Source organism: Hydrogenispora ethanolica, from assembly GCF_004340685.1.
Lineage (GTDB): Bacteria > Bacillota > UBA4882 > UBA8346 > UBA8346 > Hydrogenispora > Hydrogenispora ethanolica.
Genome location: NZ_SLUN01000039.1, coordinates 37,989 through 54,066, shown reverse-complemented (window position 1 = coordinate 54,066; position 16,078 = coordinate 37,989). Strand labels below are relative to the sequence as shown.

At 58.1% G+C, this 16,078-nt stretch carries 13 protein-coding genes and 1 riboswitch; of the genes, 1 reads left to right on the top strand and 12 read right to left on the bottom strand.

Annotated elements, in window-relative coordinates; all coding sequences use genetic code 11:
- The first annotated feature begins 169 nt into the window (after positions 1–169).
- Entirely contained in the window at positions 170–1,582 is a 1,413-nt protein-coding gene (locus tag EDC14_RS22460) for an aryl-sulfate sulfotransferase (RefSeq protein WP_132016631.1), read from the top strand.
- Positions 1,583–1,671: 89 nt separating this feature from the next.
- Here the strand turns inward: EDC14_RS22460 and ychF are convergent, their stop codons facing one another.
- The 12 genes from ychF to EDC14_RS22405 all read right to left on the bottom strand — a co-directional run bounded on the left by ychF (position 1,672) and on the right by EDC14_RS22405 (position 16,067).
- Positions 1,672–2,781: a redox-regulated ATPase YchF gene (gene ychF, locus EDC14_RS22455; RefSeq protein ID WP_132016629.1), complete on the bottom strand. Its 1,110-nt coding sequence runs from the start codon at positions 2,779–2,781 to the stop codon at positions 1,672–1,674.
- A gap of 126 nt (positions 2,782–2,907) precedes the next feature.
- Positions 2,908–3,558 carry a thiamine phosphate synthase gene (thiE, locus tag EDC14_RS22450; RefSeq protein ID WP_132016627.1) on the bottom strand — a complete coding sequence of 217 codons (651 nt, stop codon included), beginning with the start codon at positions 3,556–3,558 and terminating at the stop codon, positions 2,908–2,910.
- Complete coding sequence (gene thiM, locus EDC14_RS22445) at positions 3,548–4,360, bottom strand: hydroxyethylthiazole kinase (protein WP_132016625.1); 813 nt, start codon at positions 4,358–4,360, stop codon at positions 3,548–3,550. Before thiM ends, thiE begins: the two co-directional genes overlap by 11 nt.
- Before the next feature lie 55 nt (positions 4,361–4,415).
- Positions 4,416–5,225 carry a bifunctional hydroxymethylpyrimidine kinase/phosphomethylpyrimidine kinase gene (gene thiD, locus EDC14_RS22440; protein WP_132016623.1) on the bottom strand — a complete coding sequence of 270 codons (810 nt, stop codon included), beginning with the start codon at positions 5,223–5,225 and terminating at the stop codon, positions 4,416–4,418.
- A 96-nt stretch (positions 5,226–5,321) separates the two neighbouring features.
- Positions 5,322–5,435, bottom strand: a riboswitch (TPP riboswitch).
- A gap of 79 nt (positions 5,436–5,514) precedes the next feature.
- The gene (locus EDC14_RS22435) at positions 5,515–8,652 is read right to left on the bottom strand and encodes a methyl-accepting chemotaxis protein (RefSeq protein ID WP_165908236.1); all 3,138 of its coding nucleotides are present in this window, start codon (positions 8,650–8,652) and stop codon (positions 5,515–5,517) included.
- A complete protein-coding gene (locus EDC14_RS26930) occupies positions 8,546–8,920 on the bottom strand; it encodes a hypothetical protein (protein ID WP_165908235.1) in 375 nt (124 codons plus the stop codon). Before EDC14_RS26930 ends, EDC14_RS22435 begins: the two co-directional genes overlap by 107 nt.
- Positions 8,921–9,316: 396 nt before the next feature.
- Positions 9,317–10,600, bottom strand: a complete 1,284-nt coding sequence (gene murA, locus EDC14_RS22430) for a UDP-N-acetylglucosamine 1-carboxyvinyltransferase (RefSeq protein ID WP_132016619.1) — start codon at positions 10,598–10,600, stop codon at positions 9,317–9,319.
- A 48-nt stretch (positions 10,601–10,648) separates the two neighbouring features.
- Positions 10,649–11,488: a sugar phosphate isomerase/epimerase family protein gene (locus EDC14_RS22425; RefSeq protein WP_132016617.1), complete on the bottom strand. Its 840-nt coding sequence runs from the start codon at positions 11,486–11,488 to the stop codon at positions 10,649–10,651.
- Entirely contained in the window at positions 11,485–12,303 is an 819-nt protein-coding gene (locus EDC14_RS22420; RefSeq protein ID WP_207930775.1) for a 6-phosphogluconolactonase, read from the bottom strand. Before EDC14_RS22420 ends, EDC14_RS22425 begins: the two co-directional genes overlap by 4 nt.
- A gap of 105 nt (positions 12,304–12,408) precedes the next feature.
- Positions 12,409–12,618 carry a hypothetical protein gene (locus tag EDC14_RS22415; protein WP_132016613.1) on the bottom strand — a complete coding sequence of 70 codons (210 nt, stop codon included), beginning with the start codon at positions 12,616–12,618 and terminating at the stop codon, positions 12,409–12,411.
- Between the two features lie 167 nt (positions 12,619–12,785).
- Positions 12,786–14,021 carry an ROK family transcriptional regulator gene (locus EDC14_RS22410; RefSeq protein ID WP_132016611.1) on the bottom strand — a complete coding sequence of 412 codons (1,236 nt, stop codon included), beginning with the start codon at positions 14,019–14,021 and terminating at the stop codon, positions 12,786–12,788.
- Positions 14,022–14,873: 852 nt separating this feature from the next.
- Positions 14,874–16,067, bottom strand: a complete 1,194-nt coding sequence (locus EDC14_RS22405; RefSeq protein WP_132016609.1) for a pyridoxal phosphate-dependent aminotransferase — start codon at positions 16,065–16,067, stop codon at positions 14,874–14,876.
- Positions 16,068–16,078 lie beyond the last annotated feature (11 nt).

Genomic DNA, 16,078 nt, shown 5'->3' with positions numbered 1-16,078 from the left:
CCTCCAATTCCTTTATTCAAAGTGACAGATAGGGTTCTCCTTACTTGGGGGTACAGAACCATATAGTGTTTGCTGAGTAAACTTGATACTCAGATTAAAAAAATATTTCAATCCGAAGATCCGGGACGGCCGGGAACACAAAAATACTTGAAATAGGATGTGAGGCAGTTTGAATACCAACGCATTCACGACGGCCATGGCGCGATGGACCGCGTTGCAAAAAAGAATGGCGATCGGTCTGGGTCTGGCCGCGGTTTTATTGATCAGCGGGGCGCTCTACCTCTGGAGCGAGCCGGCCGCCAAACCCTACGAAGGCTATACGTTATTCGCCCCGCTGAACTCCACCACGACCTACCTGATTAATAACGACGGCGCGGTGGTTCATCAATGGCCCAGCCGCCACCTGCCGGGAATCGCCGTCTATCTGCTGGACGACGGCCACCTGCTGCGGACGGCCAAGTCGGCGCCGTCCGGCAGAAGACATTTCGCCGCCGGCGGCGCGGGCGGCAAGGTGGAGGAGTTGGATTGGGACGGCAAGGTCCGCTGGGGATACACCTACTCCAATGAGCGCTACCGCCAGCATCACGACATCGAACGCCTTCCCAACGGCAACATTCTGATGATCGCCTGGGAGCGGAAGTCGGCCGCCGCGGCCGTGGCCGCGGGACGGGATCCCGAGTTATTGAAGGATAACGAACTTTGGCCGGATCACGTGATCGAAGTCAAGCCCACTCCCTCCGGCGGCGAGATCGTTTGGAAATGGCATCTCTGGGATCATCTGGTGCAGGATTTTGATCCCACCAAGGAAAACTACGGCGATGTCGGCGTCCACCCCGAACTGGTGGACATCAATTTTGTCGGGACCATGACCAATGCCGCGGGAATCGCCGACTGGACCCATATCAACGCCATCGATTACCATCCGGAGCTGGACCAGATCTTGCTGTCGGTCCACGGCTTCAATGAAATCTGGGTCATCGACCACAGCACCACCACGGCGGAAGCAGCCGGCCATCAGGGCGGCCGCTACGGCAAGGGCGGCGATATTCTGTACCGTTGGGGCAATCCCCGGACATACCGAGCCGGAGGGCCGGAAGACCAAAAATTATTCGGCCAACACGATGCCAAGTGGATCGCCAAGGGACTGCCCGGCCAGGATCATATCCTGCTCTTCAACAACGGCCTCAACCGTTCGGGCAAGGGCAAAGGCTATTCCACGGTCGTGGAGATCAAGCCGCCGCTCGACGCTCAAGGCAATTACGTCTTTGGGAAACGGCAGCGTTACGGACCGGAGCGTTCGTTCTGGAAGTACCGCGCCGGATCGTCCGGCAGTTTCTATTCGGCTTATATCTCCGGCGCGCAGCGGCTGCCCAATGGCAATACCCTGATCTGCAACGGCTATAACGGCCGATTCTTCGAGGTGACCCGGCGCGGCAAAACGGTTTGGAGCTACACCAATCCCTTTGGGCAGACTTCCGGGGATGACAGCGTCATCAAAAAGAACGGGGTCTTCCGGGCCGAACGCTATACCCTCGATCATCCGGACATCCGGGATAAGGAGTTACCCGATTCGACCACTTGAGAACCCCCGACCGGTAATAACCAAAAACGCCCAAAGCTCCGGAGAATAACGGAGTTTTGGGCGTTTGTTTCGTAGCAAGCCTAACTTGTTCAGACATTGAAACGGAAGAGAGTCACGTCCCCGTCCTGCATCACATACTCCTTGCCTTCCAGCCGGACCAGCCCCTTCTCCTTGGCTGCAGCATACGAGCCGCAGGCCATCAGATCGTTGTAGCTGACGATCTCGGCCCGGATGAAGCCCTTCTCGAAATCGGAATGAATCTTACCGGCCGCTTGGGGCGCCTTGGTCCCCCGGGTGATCGTCCAGGCCCGGACCTCTTGTTTCCCGGCGGTCAAGAAACTGATCAATCCCAACAGCTGGTAGCTCTTTTTGACCAACTGGTCCAGGCCGGACTCGGTCAAGCCCAGTTCCCCGAGGTACTCCTGGCGTTCATCCTCGTCCAACTGAGCGATCTCTTCTTCGATCCGGGCCGAGATCAGGATCAAGGCCGCATTCTCCGTCTCGACACAAGAACGCAACTCGGCTACCAAGGGGTTCCGCTCGGCCCCGGCTCCCAGCTCTTCCTCGCCGACGTTGGCGGCGTAGATGACCGGCTTGTCGGTGAGCAAGAAAGCCTGGCGGACCACGGCCCGTTCTTCCTCGTTAAACTCCATGGCCCGGACGGGAATACCCTGCTCCAGACCGGCTTTCATCTTCTCATAGATGGCCATCTCCGCCTGATATTGAGCTTTCAACTTGGGATCATGGGTCTTCAGGGAGATGTTGGTCTTCTCCATCCGTTTCTCCAAGGTCTCCAGGTCGGCGAAGATCAGCTCCAGATTGATGGTCTCCAGATCGCGCTTGGGTCCGACCGAGCCGTCCACGTGGACAATGTTGGGATCCTCAAAGCAGCGCACCACATGGACAATGGCGTCAACCTCCCGGATATGAGCCAGGAACTTATTGCCGAGGCCCTCGCCCCGGCTGGCGCCCTTCACCAGCCCGGCGATATCCACGAACTCGATGGCGGTCGGCGTGATCTTATCGGGATCATACATCTCAGCTAACTTTTGAAGTCGTTCGTCCGGGACGGCCACGACACCCACGTTGGGGTCGATGGTGCAGAACGGATAATTGGCGCTCTCCGCGCCGGCTTTGGTAATAGCGTTGAATAACGTGCTCTTGCCGACATTCGGCAATCCGACGATTCCCAGTTTCAAGGTCAAAGTCTCCTTCGGTTCGAATGAGTGTCCAACCTTATTTATTATAAAAGAATCCGGGTCATAATACAAACCAAATTATTTTGAAAAACGCCGGCGGCTCAGGCGCCGCGTCTCCTTCAGCCGCTAGACGGCAAGGTTACGCCAGCCATCCACCAAACCGCGCAGCCTCCGGGCGGCCTGCTCGATCTCCGGCTGGCAAAGGATGGCCGAGACCAGCGCCACTCCGGCTACTTCTTGTTCCAGCACCGACTGTAAATTCTGCTCCTGGATTCCGCCGATGGCCACCACGGGCAATCCCACCCGGGCGGTGACGGCCCGCAACCCCGCCAGGCCCACTTCCCGGGCGTCTTGTTTGGTGCCGGTGGGGAAGACGGCTCCAATCCCCAGATAGTCCGCACCGGCGTCCTCCGCCGCCAAGGCCTCGTCCAGCGTGCCGGCGGAGACGCCCAAGATCTTGCCGGATCCGAGCAAACGGCGGGCCAGCCCCGCCGGAAGATCCTCCTGGCCGATATGGAGCCCGGCGGCGTCGACCGCCAGCGCGATGTCCAGCCGGTCATTGATGATCAGGGGCACGCCATAATGGTCGGTGACTGCTTTCACCCGGACCGCCAATTCAAAAAAGTCCCGCGTCCCCCGGTCTTTCTCCCGCAGCTGGACCAGAGAGACGCCGCCGCGAAGCGCCGCCGCGACGCTTTGGCAAAAGTCTCTGCCCGCCAGGAGACCGCTGTCCGTCACCAAATAAAGTGAATAATCGATCGCCGCTTCACGCCTCATGATATTTTCCCCCTTGGATGAATTCTTCCGGGGTCAAGCGATCGATCTGATCCAATAACTTGACCCGGAAGCTGCCGATCCCGTCATCGGGAGCCAAAGCTGCCAAAGCTTTCTCCCCGGCCAGTCCCATGGTGATGATTCCGGCGGCGGCGGCCCGGAAATAGTCCCGGGTGACCCCGGCATAGCAGCCCACCAGCGAAGTGGCCATGCAACCGGTCCCGGTGACCCTGGCCAAGATGGGATGGCCGTTGTCGATGAGCCCAATCCGGCTGCCGTCGGCCACCACGTCCTGCGCGCCAGTGACGGCCACCACGCAACCAAGCTTTTGCGCCAGCGCGGCGGCGATCCCCGGCGCGTCGGCGCACGGACCCGCGGCATCAACCCCACGGGTCTGGGCGCTGCCTCCGGCGAGGGCCGTAATCTCCGCGATATTGCCGCGCACCACCGCCAGCTCGATCTCCTGGACCAATCTGAGCGCGGTAGCGGTCCGCAAGGTTGTGGCCCCCGCACCCACCGGATCCAACACCACCGGGATCCCGAGCCGGTTGGCCCTCTTCCCGGCCAGGAACATCGAATCGATGGTCCGTCCGTTCAAGGTGCCGATATTGAGCACCAGGGCCGAGGCGATGGCCACCATCTCCTCCACTTCGGCCGCATCGTCGGCCATTACCGGTGACCCGCCCAGGGCCAACACGATGTTGGCGCAATCGTTCACCGTCACATAGTTGGTAAGATGGTGCACTAAAGGTTTTTTCGTTTTGACCTCTGTCAGGAGGTCAGCAATAGCCTGAAGTTTCTGCATTGATCCATTCTCCTCTCAAGTCCGATACAATGTTTGAAATCCCGCAATCGTGAGTTTAGAACTGATCCAACCAGCCCGCTTTCCGATATAAGTCATAGAAATGATGAGTGGGTCCGACCCCTTTGCCGATCGCCAGGGCATGGGCGATTGCTCCGGTCAGATACTCCTTGGCCTCAGCCACTGCCGTCTTGACCTCCATCCCTTTGGCCAGGTTAGCCGCGATCGCCGCCGATAGCGTGCAACCCGTGCCATGCGTGTTTTTGGTGTCAATCCGGGCGGCACGCAACGCATGAATTTCTTTCCCGTCATACAGAATGTCCGTGGCATTATCCGGCAAGTGCCCTCCTTTCAGCAGCACGTAGGCGGGGCCTAATCCTTGGATTCTGGCCGCGGCCTCGGCCATCCCGTCCAGGTCATGGATGGGCATCCCCGCCAGGATCTCCGCTTCCGGAATGTTCGGCGTCAGAACGGTCGCTAGCGGTAAGAGTTCGCTGCGGAGCGCCGCCAACGCATCCGGCTGCAGCAGGTTCCAGCCGCTTTTGGAGACCATCACCGGATCCACGACAATATTGCGCGCCGCGTGGTGGCGCAGCCGGTCGCAGATGCGTATGATGGTCGTTTGCCGCGATACCATGCCGATCTTGACCGCATCCACCTCGATATCCTCAAAGATGGCGTCGATCTGCCGGCCGACAATCTCCACCGGGATCTCGGCCACGGCCAGAACGGCCTGGGTGTTTTGGGCCGTGATGGCCGTGATGGCGCTCATGCCGAAGACGCCATGAGCGGCAAATGTTTTTAAATCAGCCTGGATGCCCGCCCCGCCGCTTGAGTCGGAACCGGCGATGGTTAAAGCCTTCTTCATGAAATATCCCCTTTTCGTAAAATACGATGGTTCCATGCGGAAATAAAAAAGCACAAACCGGGAACGGTCTGTGCTTGAGCGACAGCTATTGCAATGGGCCTGCGCAAATCACTTCCCTTCGCTGGCATGATCCAGATCAGGTTTGAAGGGTGAAAGAATTCAACGGTTCTTAATCTCAGCCGGACCTATCCGACTCCCCTAGTGTCCAATGGATATTTAATTGCCTTTTATCATAGCATGTTTGATGCTGAAAAATCAATAGTTCGGGCCAAATTTACTCCACGCTTTTTCAATACTTTCCGAACTCACCGGCATCCGGTTTCCGGGATTTTTCACTGTTGGCCGCGGCCTGCCGGAGGCCGCCGGCAATCGTTTCCCGGGCCAATTCCGAACCCTTCTTGCTGCGCTGATCCGGCGCGGCCGAGTGCCGGTTATGCTCCGCTTCCCCACGCAGCTTGAATTTTTGGACGATCTGCCGCAGCAGATCGGCTTGGCTCGCCATCTCTTCACTGGCTGAAGCGCTCGCTTCCGCGGTAGCCGTATTGGTCTGGGTGACCCTGGCGACCTGCGAGATGCCCTGGTTGACCTGGGTGATGGCGGTCGCCTGTTCATTCGAGGATTCGGCAATCCCCCCCACGAGCGACGTGGCCTTGGTCACTCCCTCCACGATCCGGTTGAGCGCATCCGCGGTTTGGTTGGCAATCTTGGTTCCGGTCGCCACTTTCTTCATCGAGCCTTCGATCAGCGTGGTCGTCTCTTTGGCCGCGTTGGCGCTCCGGCCGGCCAGATTCCGAACCTCCTCAGCCACCACCGCGAATCCCTTCCCGTGCTGGCCGGCCCGGGCCGCCTCGACCGCGGCGTTTAGGGCCAGGATATTGGTTTGGAAAGCAATCTCATCGATTACCTTGATAATTTTGGAGATATTCCGCGACGCTTCATTGATGTCCGTCATCGCGGTGAGCATCGCCAGCATCTGCTCATCGCCTTGAATGGCTTGTTCCTTGGCGGCGAGCGCCAGCTGATTGGCTTGGCTGGCATGAGTCGCGTTCTGTCGGGTTTGGTCTGCGATCTCAGCCATCGAGGCGGTAATCTGCTGGACTGTGCTGGCCTGCTCCGTAGCGGCTTGCGACAGCACCTGGCTGGAATCGGAGACATGGCGGGCTCCGGAAGCGACTTGATCCGCAGCTTTGCCGAACTCTCCCAAAACTTCGTTCAGGGTTTTTATCGTCTGATTGAGGGCATCCGCGATCTTGCGGTGATCGCCCCGGTAGTCTCCCTGGACTTGGACCGCCAGATTTCCTTTCCCGATCTCTTCCAGAACCGAGGCCGCCTCGTTGACCGGTTGAATGACCGCATCGAGCGTTTGGTTGAACCCGGTGACAATCTGTTGATAGCCGCCGGTAAACCGGGCGGCTTCGCCCCGCACCTTCAAATCGCCATTAATCGCCGATTCGGTCAAGCGGGTCACTTCTTGGATCAGGCCGCGAATCGTTTGCATCATGGTATTGATGGCCGGCAATAACTGGTCATTCTCCGAACGCCGACTGAGCCGCTCGCCTTCCTCAAAGCGAGCGGTATCACCTTGCGAGACCGCCACCACGATCTCCTGGATTCCCAGGAAACCGGAACGGACCTCATTGATCTCTTTGGCAAACTGCCGCAGCATTCCCTGATATTTTTCGGAGTCCATCGCCAGGGTAAAATCATTCATTCCGATCTTTCGCAACACTTGATTGGCATCGTTGAGAGGCTCCACAATGGCATCAAGAGTCCGGTTGATCCCGGCGACGATCTTCCCGAAGTCTCCGCCGTGCCTTGCCGCGTCGACCCTGACTTCCAACTGGCCGGCAGTCGCCGCCTGGACGAGGATATCGGTATCGGCGATCAGTTGTTGAATCGCCGCGATGCTCTGGTGCAACGCTTGATGAATCAATACAAAATTCTGCCTGACCTCGAAAGTGTCCGCATCGCCCGGGGCCGCTTCGATGGTGAAGTCCAGGTCACCGGCTGCCAACTTGCCCAATCCCTGAACCAGCTTCGCAACTTCGTCTTTCTGGAACTGGTTTACTTTTTCGGCTATCCGCATGGCTTTGGTAATCGCAGTCTGATCGGTCATAAATTCGAAGGAACCGACGACCTCGCCCTGGTCATTCTTCAAAGGAGCCGCGGCGCAGAAAATGCTCACCTCGTGGTCGCCGATCATTGCATCATTGCTGCAAGTGTAGGTCGAGTTTTGCTCCATGGCCACCTGACATGGGCATTCCCGGGTTCCGCATTTGGTCGACTGCCAAAGATCGGCACAGTTCTTTCCGACCAACTCTTCCTTGCTCTTCCCGACGAAGTCCGCCCCGGTTTGATTGATGTATTGAATCCGCAACTGACTGTCCATGAATTGGATCGGCGCGGGAATCGCTTCGAAATTGCCGACAACCGTGTCCAGAGTCTTGTTAACGCCCTCAATAATCTTCCGGAAATCGCCGCCCAGCCCGCTACCGTCGGCCCGGGTATCCAGCCTGCCCTGCATGGCGGCGCCCGTCAAACGGGTTACTTCGTCATTCAAATTATGAAGCGATTGTACGACCTGTTTCATGCTGAGGGCCAAAATATCCTGCTCCGATTTTTGGACGACTTCCACCGTTAAATCGCCGGCGGCAACCCGCTGGGCCACACTCGCTTGTTCGCGGATATTGTCCACCATCTTGATGAACGAGCGGATCAATTGTCCGATCTCATCGGTGGAAGTCGCGACAACCTCGACTTCCGTATCCCCCAGCGCCAGTCTTTCGGCCGCTCCCGTCAAGCGTTTCACCGGGCGCCCAATCGCCATCGCGAATAAAATGCCGAGTCCGATCGCGATCAACATCCCGATGATGGCGATGATCATCATCAGATATCCGGCTTGATTGGCCGCTTTCGTATCGTTCAGCGCCGTTTGACTGGCTTGACTGACATTCATGTCATAGATGTTCTTAATAATGCTTTCGACCTGTTGCGCCTGGGATTTTAAATCGCCATTCATCAGTTCCAGCGCTTGCTTCTTTTGTTTGGCCTTAATCAGGTCAATGAAGGTCGCCTGGTATTCATCGAATTTTTTCAACGCGAAGGTAAGGCTGTCCGCTTGGATCGAAAAGCCGTCTTTTTGAAACTTGGCGACCGCGTCCTGGATAGAGCGATCTAATGCTTCAATCTCCGAAATATAAATTTCCTGGTCCGAATCGACAATTACCAAAGTCTTCATATTATTAAGGAGTTTTTCAAAATCGATCACCGCGAGGCCCATAAAATAAAGAGGGATGGTGTTTTTCTGGCACATCCGCTGTTCATTTTCGCCCATAACCCGGAGATGAATGGAGCCAATCAATCCAATAGCCCCGGCGAGTAAAGCGACGAATATGAAACCGCCCAACAACTTGACGCCGATCTTCATGTTTTGAAACCATTGGGTGAATTTCTGCAGTTTCGCGACTCCGTGAAGTATCTTTGACCAAGGAATTTTGGGAAATCGCTTGAATTTTGAGGTAGCTTGGGTCATGTTCTTTTTCAACCCATCGAATAGCTGCTTCATCGTCATCCTCCATGATCTGCTTTTGATTTGCCTGATTATCCCTTAAAGGCATCGCAATGTCCGGCCCCTTTTTTATTTTCCCGTCAAATGATTCGGCAATAGCAACCCTTCTTTCGTGAACGGTTTTCAATTGCGGTTCCTAACCATTAAAACAAAATCAACGCAGTTGCGTTGATGATGCTACGAACCCATCGCTGTTTTTAGATTTTCGGGATTCCCATTTCCCATTCACATGCTTGGAAGCATTCTAATAAATTTATCGGTCTGATCCGAGATCAGTTTACATCTTTTTTAAATTATTGAAAAACGGCGCGGCGAAGAATGAATATCCCGAAGTCCATATTCATTCATAGTTTTATATCCGATTCCGGACCGGTCTTTTCATTGCTTTTGAAAAAAATCCAGGATTGATAGGCGATAGCGGTGAAGAGGAAGCTTCCCCACCGGCATTCAGTATCAGAAGAGGGAGAAGGAATATTTGAATTTAGTTAACAATCTGTAATCGAGGCGCTTGCGGTGAGGCAAATCAAGGGTTATTGGAGAGAACCGGCGCTGCCCCCGGGGGCATGCGTTGGATCTCGGCTCCCAGCTGCCTCAGTTTTTTTTCAATGCTGACATAGCCACGGTCAATATGTTCGATCCGGAAAACCTGGGTCAATCCTTCGGCGACTAACCCGGCAATTACCAGGGCCACCCCCGCCCGGATATCGGTGGCGTCCACCGGCGCGCCGCTCAGCCGCTCGACGCCGCGGAATACCGCGGTTTCATGTTCCACTTTAATCTCAGCGCCCATTCTGCGTAACTCATCGACGTAGCGGAAGCGATTATCAAAAACATTCTCGCGGATGATGCCCGTTCCAGCCGCCTGCGCCAGCAATACTCCGAACGGAGCCTGCAGATCGGTGGCAAAACCGGGGTAAACGTCGGTATCGACATCCACGGCGCGCAATTTCCGGCGCGCCGTAATCCGCAAACCATTCTCGGTTTCGATAACGCCAGCTCCGGCCTCACGTAGTTTCGCGATGAGCATCCGGAGATGATCGGGGATCACATTGGTGACCCATACATCCCCTCCTGCCGCCGCTGCCGCGATCAGAAAAGTGCCGGCTTCGATCCGGTCCGGGATCGGCGCATGTTCATACCCGGACAGTTTGGCCACCCCGTCGATCCGAATCCGGGTGGTTCCCGCGCCACGGATCTTGGCTCCCATCCGGTTCAATAAGACCGCGGTATCGATCACTTCCGGTTCGCGGGCCGGATTCTCCAGGATCGTCACGCCCGACGCCAAACAAGCCGCCAGCATCAGATTGATGGTCGCCCCGACGCTACTGCGGTTGATAAAGATATTGGCCCCCCGCAAACCGCGGCTTTTCCCGATGAGCATCCCGTGCTCCACGGTGATTTCCGCTCCCAGCGCCTGGAAACCGCGGATGTGTTGGTCGATAGGACGCGAGCCAATCTCATCCCCGCCCGGCAGCGCGACCTCCGCTTGGCCCAACCGGCCCAGCAGAAGCCCGGCCAGATAGACGGAGCCTCGAATCTTCCGGGTTATCTCGTAAGGAGGCTGATAGCGGTCCAGCGCGGCCCCGTTGATCAGCAGCGCATTCTCCTCGAAGCGGACACTCGCCCCCAGGCTTCGTAACAGTTCACTCAGGGTCAAGACATCGCTGATCTGGGGGACCGGATTTAATATGACTTCTTCCGTGCCCAGCGCGGCGGCGGCCATTAACGCTAAAGTGCTGTTTTTACTGCTGCTCACTTCCAAGCTCCCCTGAAGGGCATTTCCACCTTGAATCTCAAACCGCTGCATGAGGCTCTATCACTCTCTTCATCCCAAATTGGACTGCGCTTCCCACTGTTAGTTTATCCGCTTCAAAATTTTTTGGTGAGCGATTTCAGCCGGTCTTTCGGCAAGATACGCCGCTTCCAGCAACCTCTTGGTACGCAAGGCTTCGTCAAAATCGCTGAGTTCCAGGACCCACCACTGGATCTCATGCTCCAACGCCCAATTTAAAATCGGTCCGATCGCCTCCAGGTTCTCCGGCTCCTGGTGCCGGCCCGCAACGGTTTCAATCTCATAGAGGTGCAAATTCCGGATGCGGTGGGCAAAAGGCTGGATATACTGCTCCAGGCTCACCGAAAGCTGCGCCGCTTTCAGAAAGGCCCGGGCATGGCCGATATCCAGGGTGACCATAGCCCCGGACGCCGCGGCCAGGGCGGCCAATCGCTCCGGATCGCTGGTCCAGCCTTTCTTCAGGTTTTCCAGACAAACCGTGACGCCGCATTCCCGGCCGTAGCGAACCAGTTCCTTCAGATGATGCAGGGCGGTCTCCCAGGACAATTCCGTCTCGGGAATACTACGCGACCCGATGTGCAGATTCAAGTGGGTCTCCGGAAAAACCTTCACGAAATCGATATACATCTTCAAATAGATCAAAGCCGCCTCCGCATAGAGCGGATTGGCGTGTCCGATCTCGACGTCCTGGCAAGGCGCGTGAAACCGGGTCGGGAGCCCGCTGTTCAGCACCGCTTCCGTAAAAAGCTTCCGAGCGTTGGAAGCGGCGGCGATCCGGAAATAATCCAGATTCCAATCGATGCCGTCAAAATGATGGGCCGCTGCGAATGATAATGCGGCGCGGAAATCTCCGCCGCTGGCCCGGGAAGAAAAGACCAGCCTGGGATGGATTTTAGTCCTCATGGCTCAGTAGCCGGATCGCGCGGCGCCGACTGGCGGTCGAGATAAAGGCGCGCCTGGGGATGCCGGCGCAGGATCGTCGCCGGGCAAGCGGTGCCGACCGGGTCGTTCAGCGTCCGCGTGACCGCTTCCCGCTTGGCCGGTCCGGGGACGATGCAATACAGCCACCGCGCGCCGATCAACGCGGGGATGGTCAGGGTCAGGGCATGAGTGGGAACCTCTTCCAAGGTGGCAAAACACCCGTCATGGACTTGTTGCAACCGGCAAGCTTCTTCCAATTCCACCAGTTTCACCAGCTTCGGATCGTGAAAATCGGCCACCGGCGGATCATTGAAGGCGATATGCCCGTTCTCGCCGATGCCCATGCAGACGATGTCGATGGGCCGTTCGCTGAGTCGTGCGGCGTAACGGTCACAGGCGTCGGCGACGGCATCGCCCATGGCCCAAAGCGCCCCCTTGCCCGCCAGCGGCGAAGCGGGCGGAATCAAATAATGGACCCGCCCTGGCTGAACCCGGTCAAAGAGGCGCGCTTTCAAGAACGAGGAGAACCGCTGTGGAGCGGCGTCGGGCAGTCCCGGGTAATCATCCATGTGAAAAGCAGTCACCCGGGACCAGTCGATGCTCCCGGCCCGAGCGAGCGCGTCTAAAAATTCATTCTGGGAAGGCGCGGCGGCGAAGATCATCCGCACCGAGTCCTGCACCGTTAGGAGTTCGATCATCTTTTGGGCCACGGCTGCGCCGGCAGCGGCGCCCATGGCCTCCCGGGTATCGTAGATTTCAACCGCCAAACGATCGACGGTCAGTCTTTTCAAACTCATGATTTACTCATTCCTTTTCGCACTGTGATAATGAATTTTCTCTTTCCTCCCCGCTGTTGGCGGCGGAGGTCTAAGTCCAATCCGGCTTCGGGCTCACTGATTCGCTCACGGGGCGGGCTCCGGCGCTTGGTAATAAATTTGCCCTTCGACCGGAGGCCCCCCGGACATCCACCACCTGGACATTCTCAGGAAAGCTGAACGCCTCGGCCGGGCCGAATTCCCGGATCCGGTCCCCTCCACCAGAACCGCGCCGTGGGGGATCACCCGCAGCGGTGTCAACAACGTCCCATTGGTGAGCAATATCGCCGGTTTCATACACTTCTCCTTCCAAAAGCCATGTGATAAAGTCCTCAAATTCGGAAACCATCCTTTCAATGGCCTAAAAAACGACTTTATCACTTGCTTTTCTGAGCTTTTGTGTTCACCCTGGCCTTCGGACAGGGTTTATCACAACGCTTCTAATGCCGGCCCCGCGTCTCAATCTACCTTTCGCCGGCGATCCATTCCTCGGAATAGAACAACTGGTCCAGGACCAATGCATAGACTCCCATCAGCGGCGGATCCTCCGGCATCGTAGAGATGACGATTTGGACCGCTTCCCGAATCTCCGGCAAGGCATGGGCTTCGACCATCCGCAGCATCTCATCGAGCAGCAGGCCGCCGCAGCGGGCCAGCTCGCCGCCGAGGATCACCATTTCGGGGTCAAATACGTTCATGAGTTCCGCCACTTTCATGCCCACCAGCCGGCTGGCTTCCTCCATGATCCGGCGGACGGCCGGAACCGCGGCGAGCGGCGGTTGGAGGAGTGCTTCGAGGCTGAGGCTGTTTGAGGAGAGGCCGTGGGCCGCCAGAACGGATTCGGGGACGGCGGCCCTCGCCTGCTCCAGGATCCCCCGGACGCCGCATTGCTCCTCCAAGGTACGGTAGCAGGAGGGCACGGTCCGGGAGCATTCTCCCTCCGGCGCGTCCGGCATGCCGGCCGTGCCGACCTCCCCCGCATAGCCGCGGCTGCCGCCGAACAAGTCATTATGAATGATGATCCCGGCCCCGACGCCGACCGACAGGTTCAGGAAGATCAGATTGGAACAGTCTTTGCCGCTGCCGAAGCTCTTTTCTCCCAGGGCCGCGGCGTTCGAGATATTCTCGACATGGACCGGGGTCCCGCCCAGCCGCTCCGACACCAGCTCGCCTAGGCGGACCTTGCTCCAACCCAGATTGGAGGAGCGCTCGACGATTCCTTCCCGCGAGTTGACCAGCCCCGGCGCGGCTATCCCGCACCAGCGCACTTTGGAAGTACGAATATGCAGGTCGGCGACCAACTGTTCAAAGGCGGTTCCGATTGCCGCGACCACCTCTCCCGGAACCGTTGTCTCCAGCTTTTGACGCCGGCTTTCCAGGATGCCGCCGGCCAGGTCCATCCCGGCGGCGACCAGCTCGCCCTGTTGAATGCGGACCGCAAAAATATAGCCGGCCGCGGGATCGAGTTCCAGCATCACCGGCCGGCGTCCGCCGCTGGACGCGCCATGACCCGTCTCTTGCACGATGCCCATGCCGATCAAGTCATTGACGATCACCGTCACCGTCGGCGCGGCCAGCCCGGTCATCTTGGCCACTTCGTAACGGGCAATCGGCCCGTGCAGCCGAATCGTATTGAGTGCCAGCATCCGGTTGAGCACTTTGAGGTCCCGGCTATGGCTGGCGGTCTTCGTCCACTTCATGCTATCGCCCCATCCGCTCCGTGTTTCCAGTCGCGCGGCTCGAAACTAGAGACCCGCGCCATCCAGGCCATGAGACCCGTCCTCGCGCGCCGTGTCATCAGAGTCCTCCCCCGGCCGGATCCTCCGGCCAACGCCTTCCGGTTGTGAAGCCGGCCGGCGGATCGTCCCGTTGCCGCATCGACTTTGTTTATCTATCTAAAAAAGTAACTTCATTTTCATATTAGCTTCTCCGGCCGGAAACGTCAAGTCTCAAGATCCCGCTCTCTCCGCAGCTTTGCGCCGAGAAAATATGGTGGTGCGGTAACGCCAGTCGGGACCGGTCCCTCCCCCTTGGCCATGGAATCCGGGGAACGCCGCCCGCGCCGTTGCCGAAGAAGCTCCCGGAATTGCCGACGATACTCTCATCGTTCCTGGGCATGCTTCCCCGGCAGCTGCGCATGTTCGCGCGGTAACTGTGCATGGTTACCCGGTAACCATGCATGCTCGTACAGTGACTGTGCATTCATGCGCAACAACCGGGCATGGTCGCGCGGTTACCGCGCATGGGTACGCAGCAACCGGGCATGCTTCCACAGTGACTAAGCTTGCTTGCTCAGTAACTGGGCACGCTCGCGCAGTGATTGCGCATGCTCATTCAGTTGGAAAACCGCTTCCTTTCGCCCCTCAATGGAGCGCTACCTGCGCCGCGCGGCGGCTTGGGCGAGCCGCGGTTGGACGCCGGGAAAGCCGGGAACCCCATCGATAAAAAAACCTTGCTCCGGAAGGAGCCAAGGTTTTTTCACGGAGCCGCCGGCCCGGGAGGGCCGCCATCATTGCCGGATCATTCGGGAATGGCGGCTCCGGCCCGGAGAGTCAGGCCCGTCTTTCCAGGGCCTCCTTGATCCGACGCAGCCCTTCGCGGATCTGCTCCTTGGAAGTGGCGTAGGAAAGCCGGATGTACTCCTCGGTCTCGCCGTCATTCTTCCGGCCGAAGGAGGTCCGGGGCAGTACCGCCACGCTGCCCTCGAAGAGCAGATACTCCTGGAGCGCTTTGGAATCTTTGAAGCCGAGCCTGCGGCAAGCCTCAGTCACGTTGGGGAAGACGTAAAAGGAGCCTTGCGGCCGCAAACAGCGAATCCCTTCGATAGCGTTCAAGCCGTCGACGATCCGATCGCGCCGTTCCTTGAACTCCTGCACCATCCGGTCTGAAGCGTGCTGCGGCCCTTGCAGCGCCTCCAACCCGGCATATTGCGTGAACGTGGCGGTGCAGGACTCGCAATTCGTCTCCAGCCGGGCGATGTCCCTGGCCAGATCCCGGTTCATCACGCCGTAGCCCAGCCGCCAGCCGGTCATGGCGTAGGTCTTGGAGAAGCCGTCGATCAGGATGGTCCGCTCTTTCATCCCCGGCAGCGAGGCGATGCTGGCAAACTCCCCTTCATAGAGGATCCGCGAGTAGACTTCGTCGGAGATGACCCACAGATCGTGGCGGATCGCCAGTTCGGCGACGGCTTCCAGGTCGGCCCGGCTCAAGACGCCGCCGGTCGGATTCTGGGGCGAATTCAAGATGATCAGCTTGGTCCTGGGCGTGATCAAGCGGCGAAACTCATCCAAGTCGAAGCTGAAGCCTTTCCGTTCCAGCAAGGCCGCAGGAACGGGCCTGGCCCCCACGAAGTTGATCATCGATTCGTAGATCGGAAAACCGGGATTGGGATAGATCACTTCGTCCCCTTCATCGACGCAGGCGAGGATCCCGTGGAAGATGATGGGCTTCGCGCCGGGCGTGACCACCACTTCCTCCGGGTCCACGGCGATCCCCCGCGTCCTGGAGATATAGGCGGCGATCTCCTCCCGGAAAGAAATCAGGCCCGCCGACGGGCCGTAATGGGTCTCGTTCCGGGCGATCGCCTCCATTCCGGCCTGTTTGACATGGGCCGGGGTGTCGAAGTCCGGCTCGCCGATGCAGAAACTGACGATGCTCCGGCCCTCCTTCACCAGTCGGTTCACGACCGCCAGAACCTCAAAGGCGTTTTCCGTGCCGAGCCTGCTGATACGTTTCGCTTTTTCCATTCCATGACCCC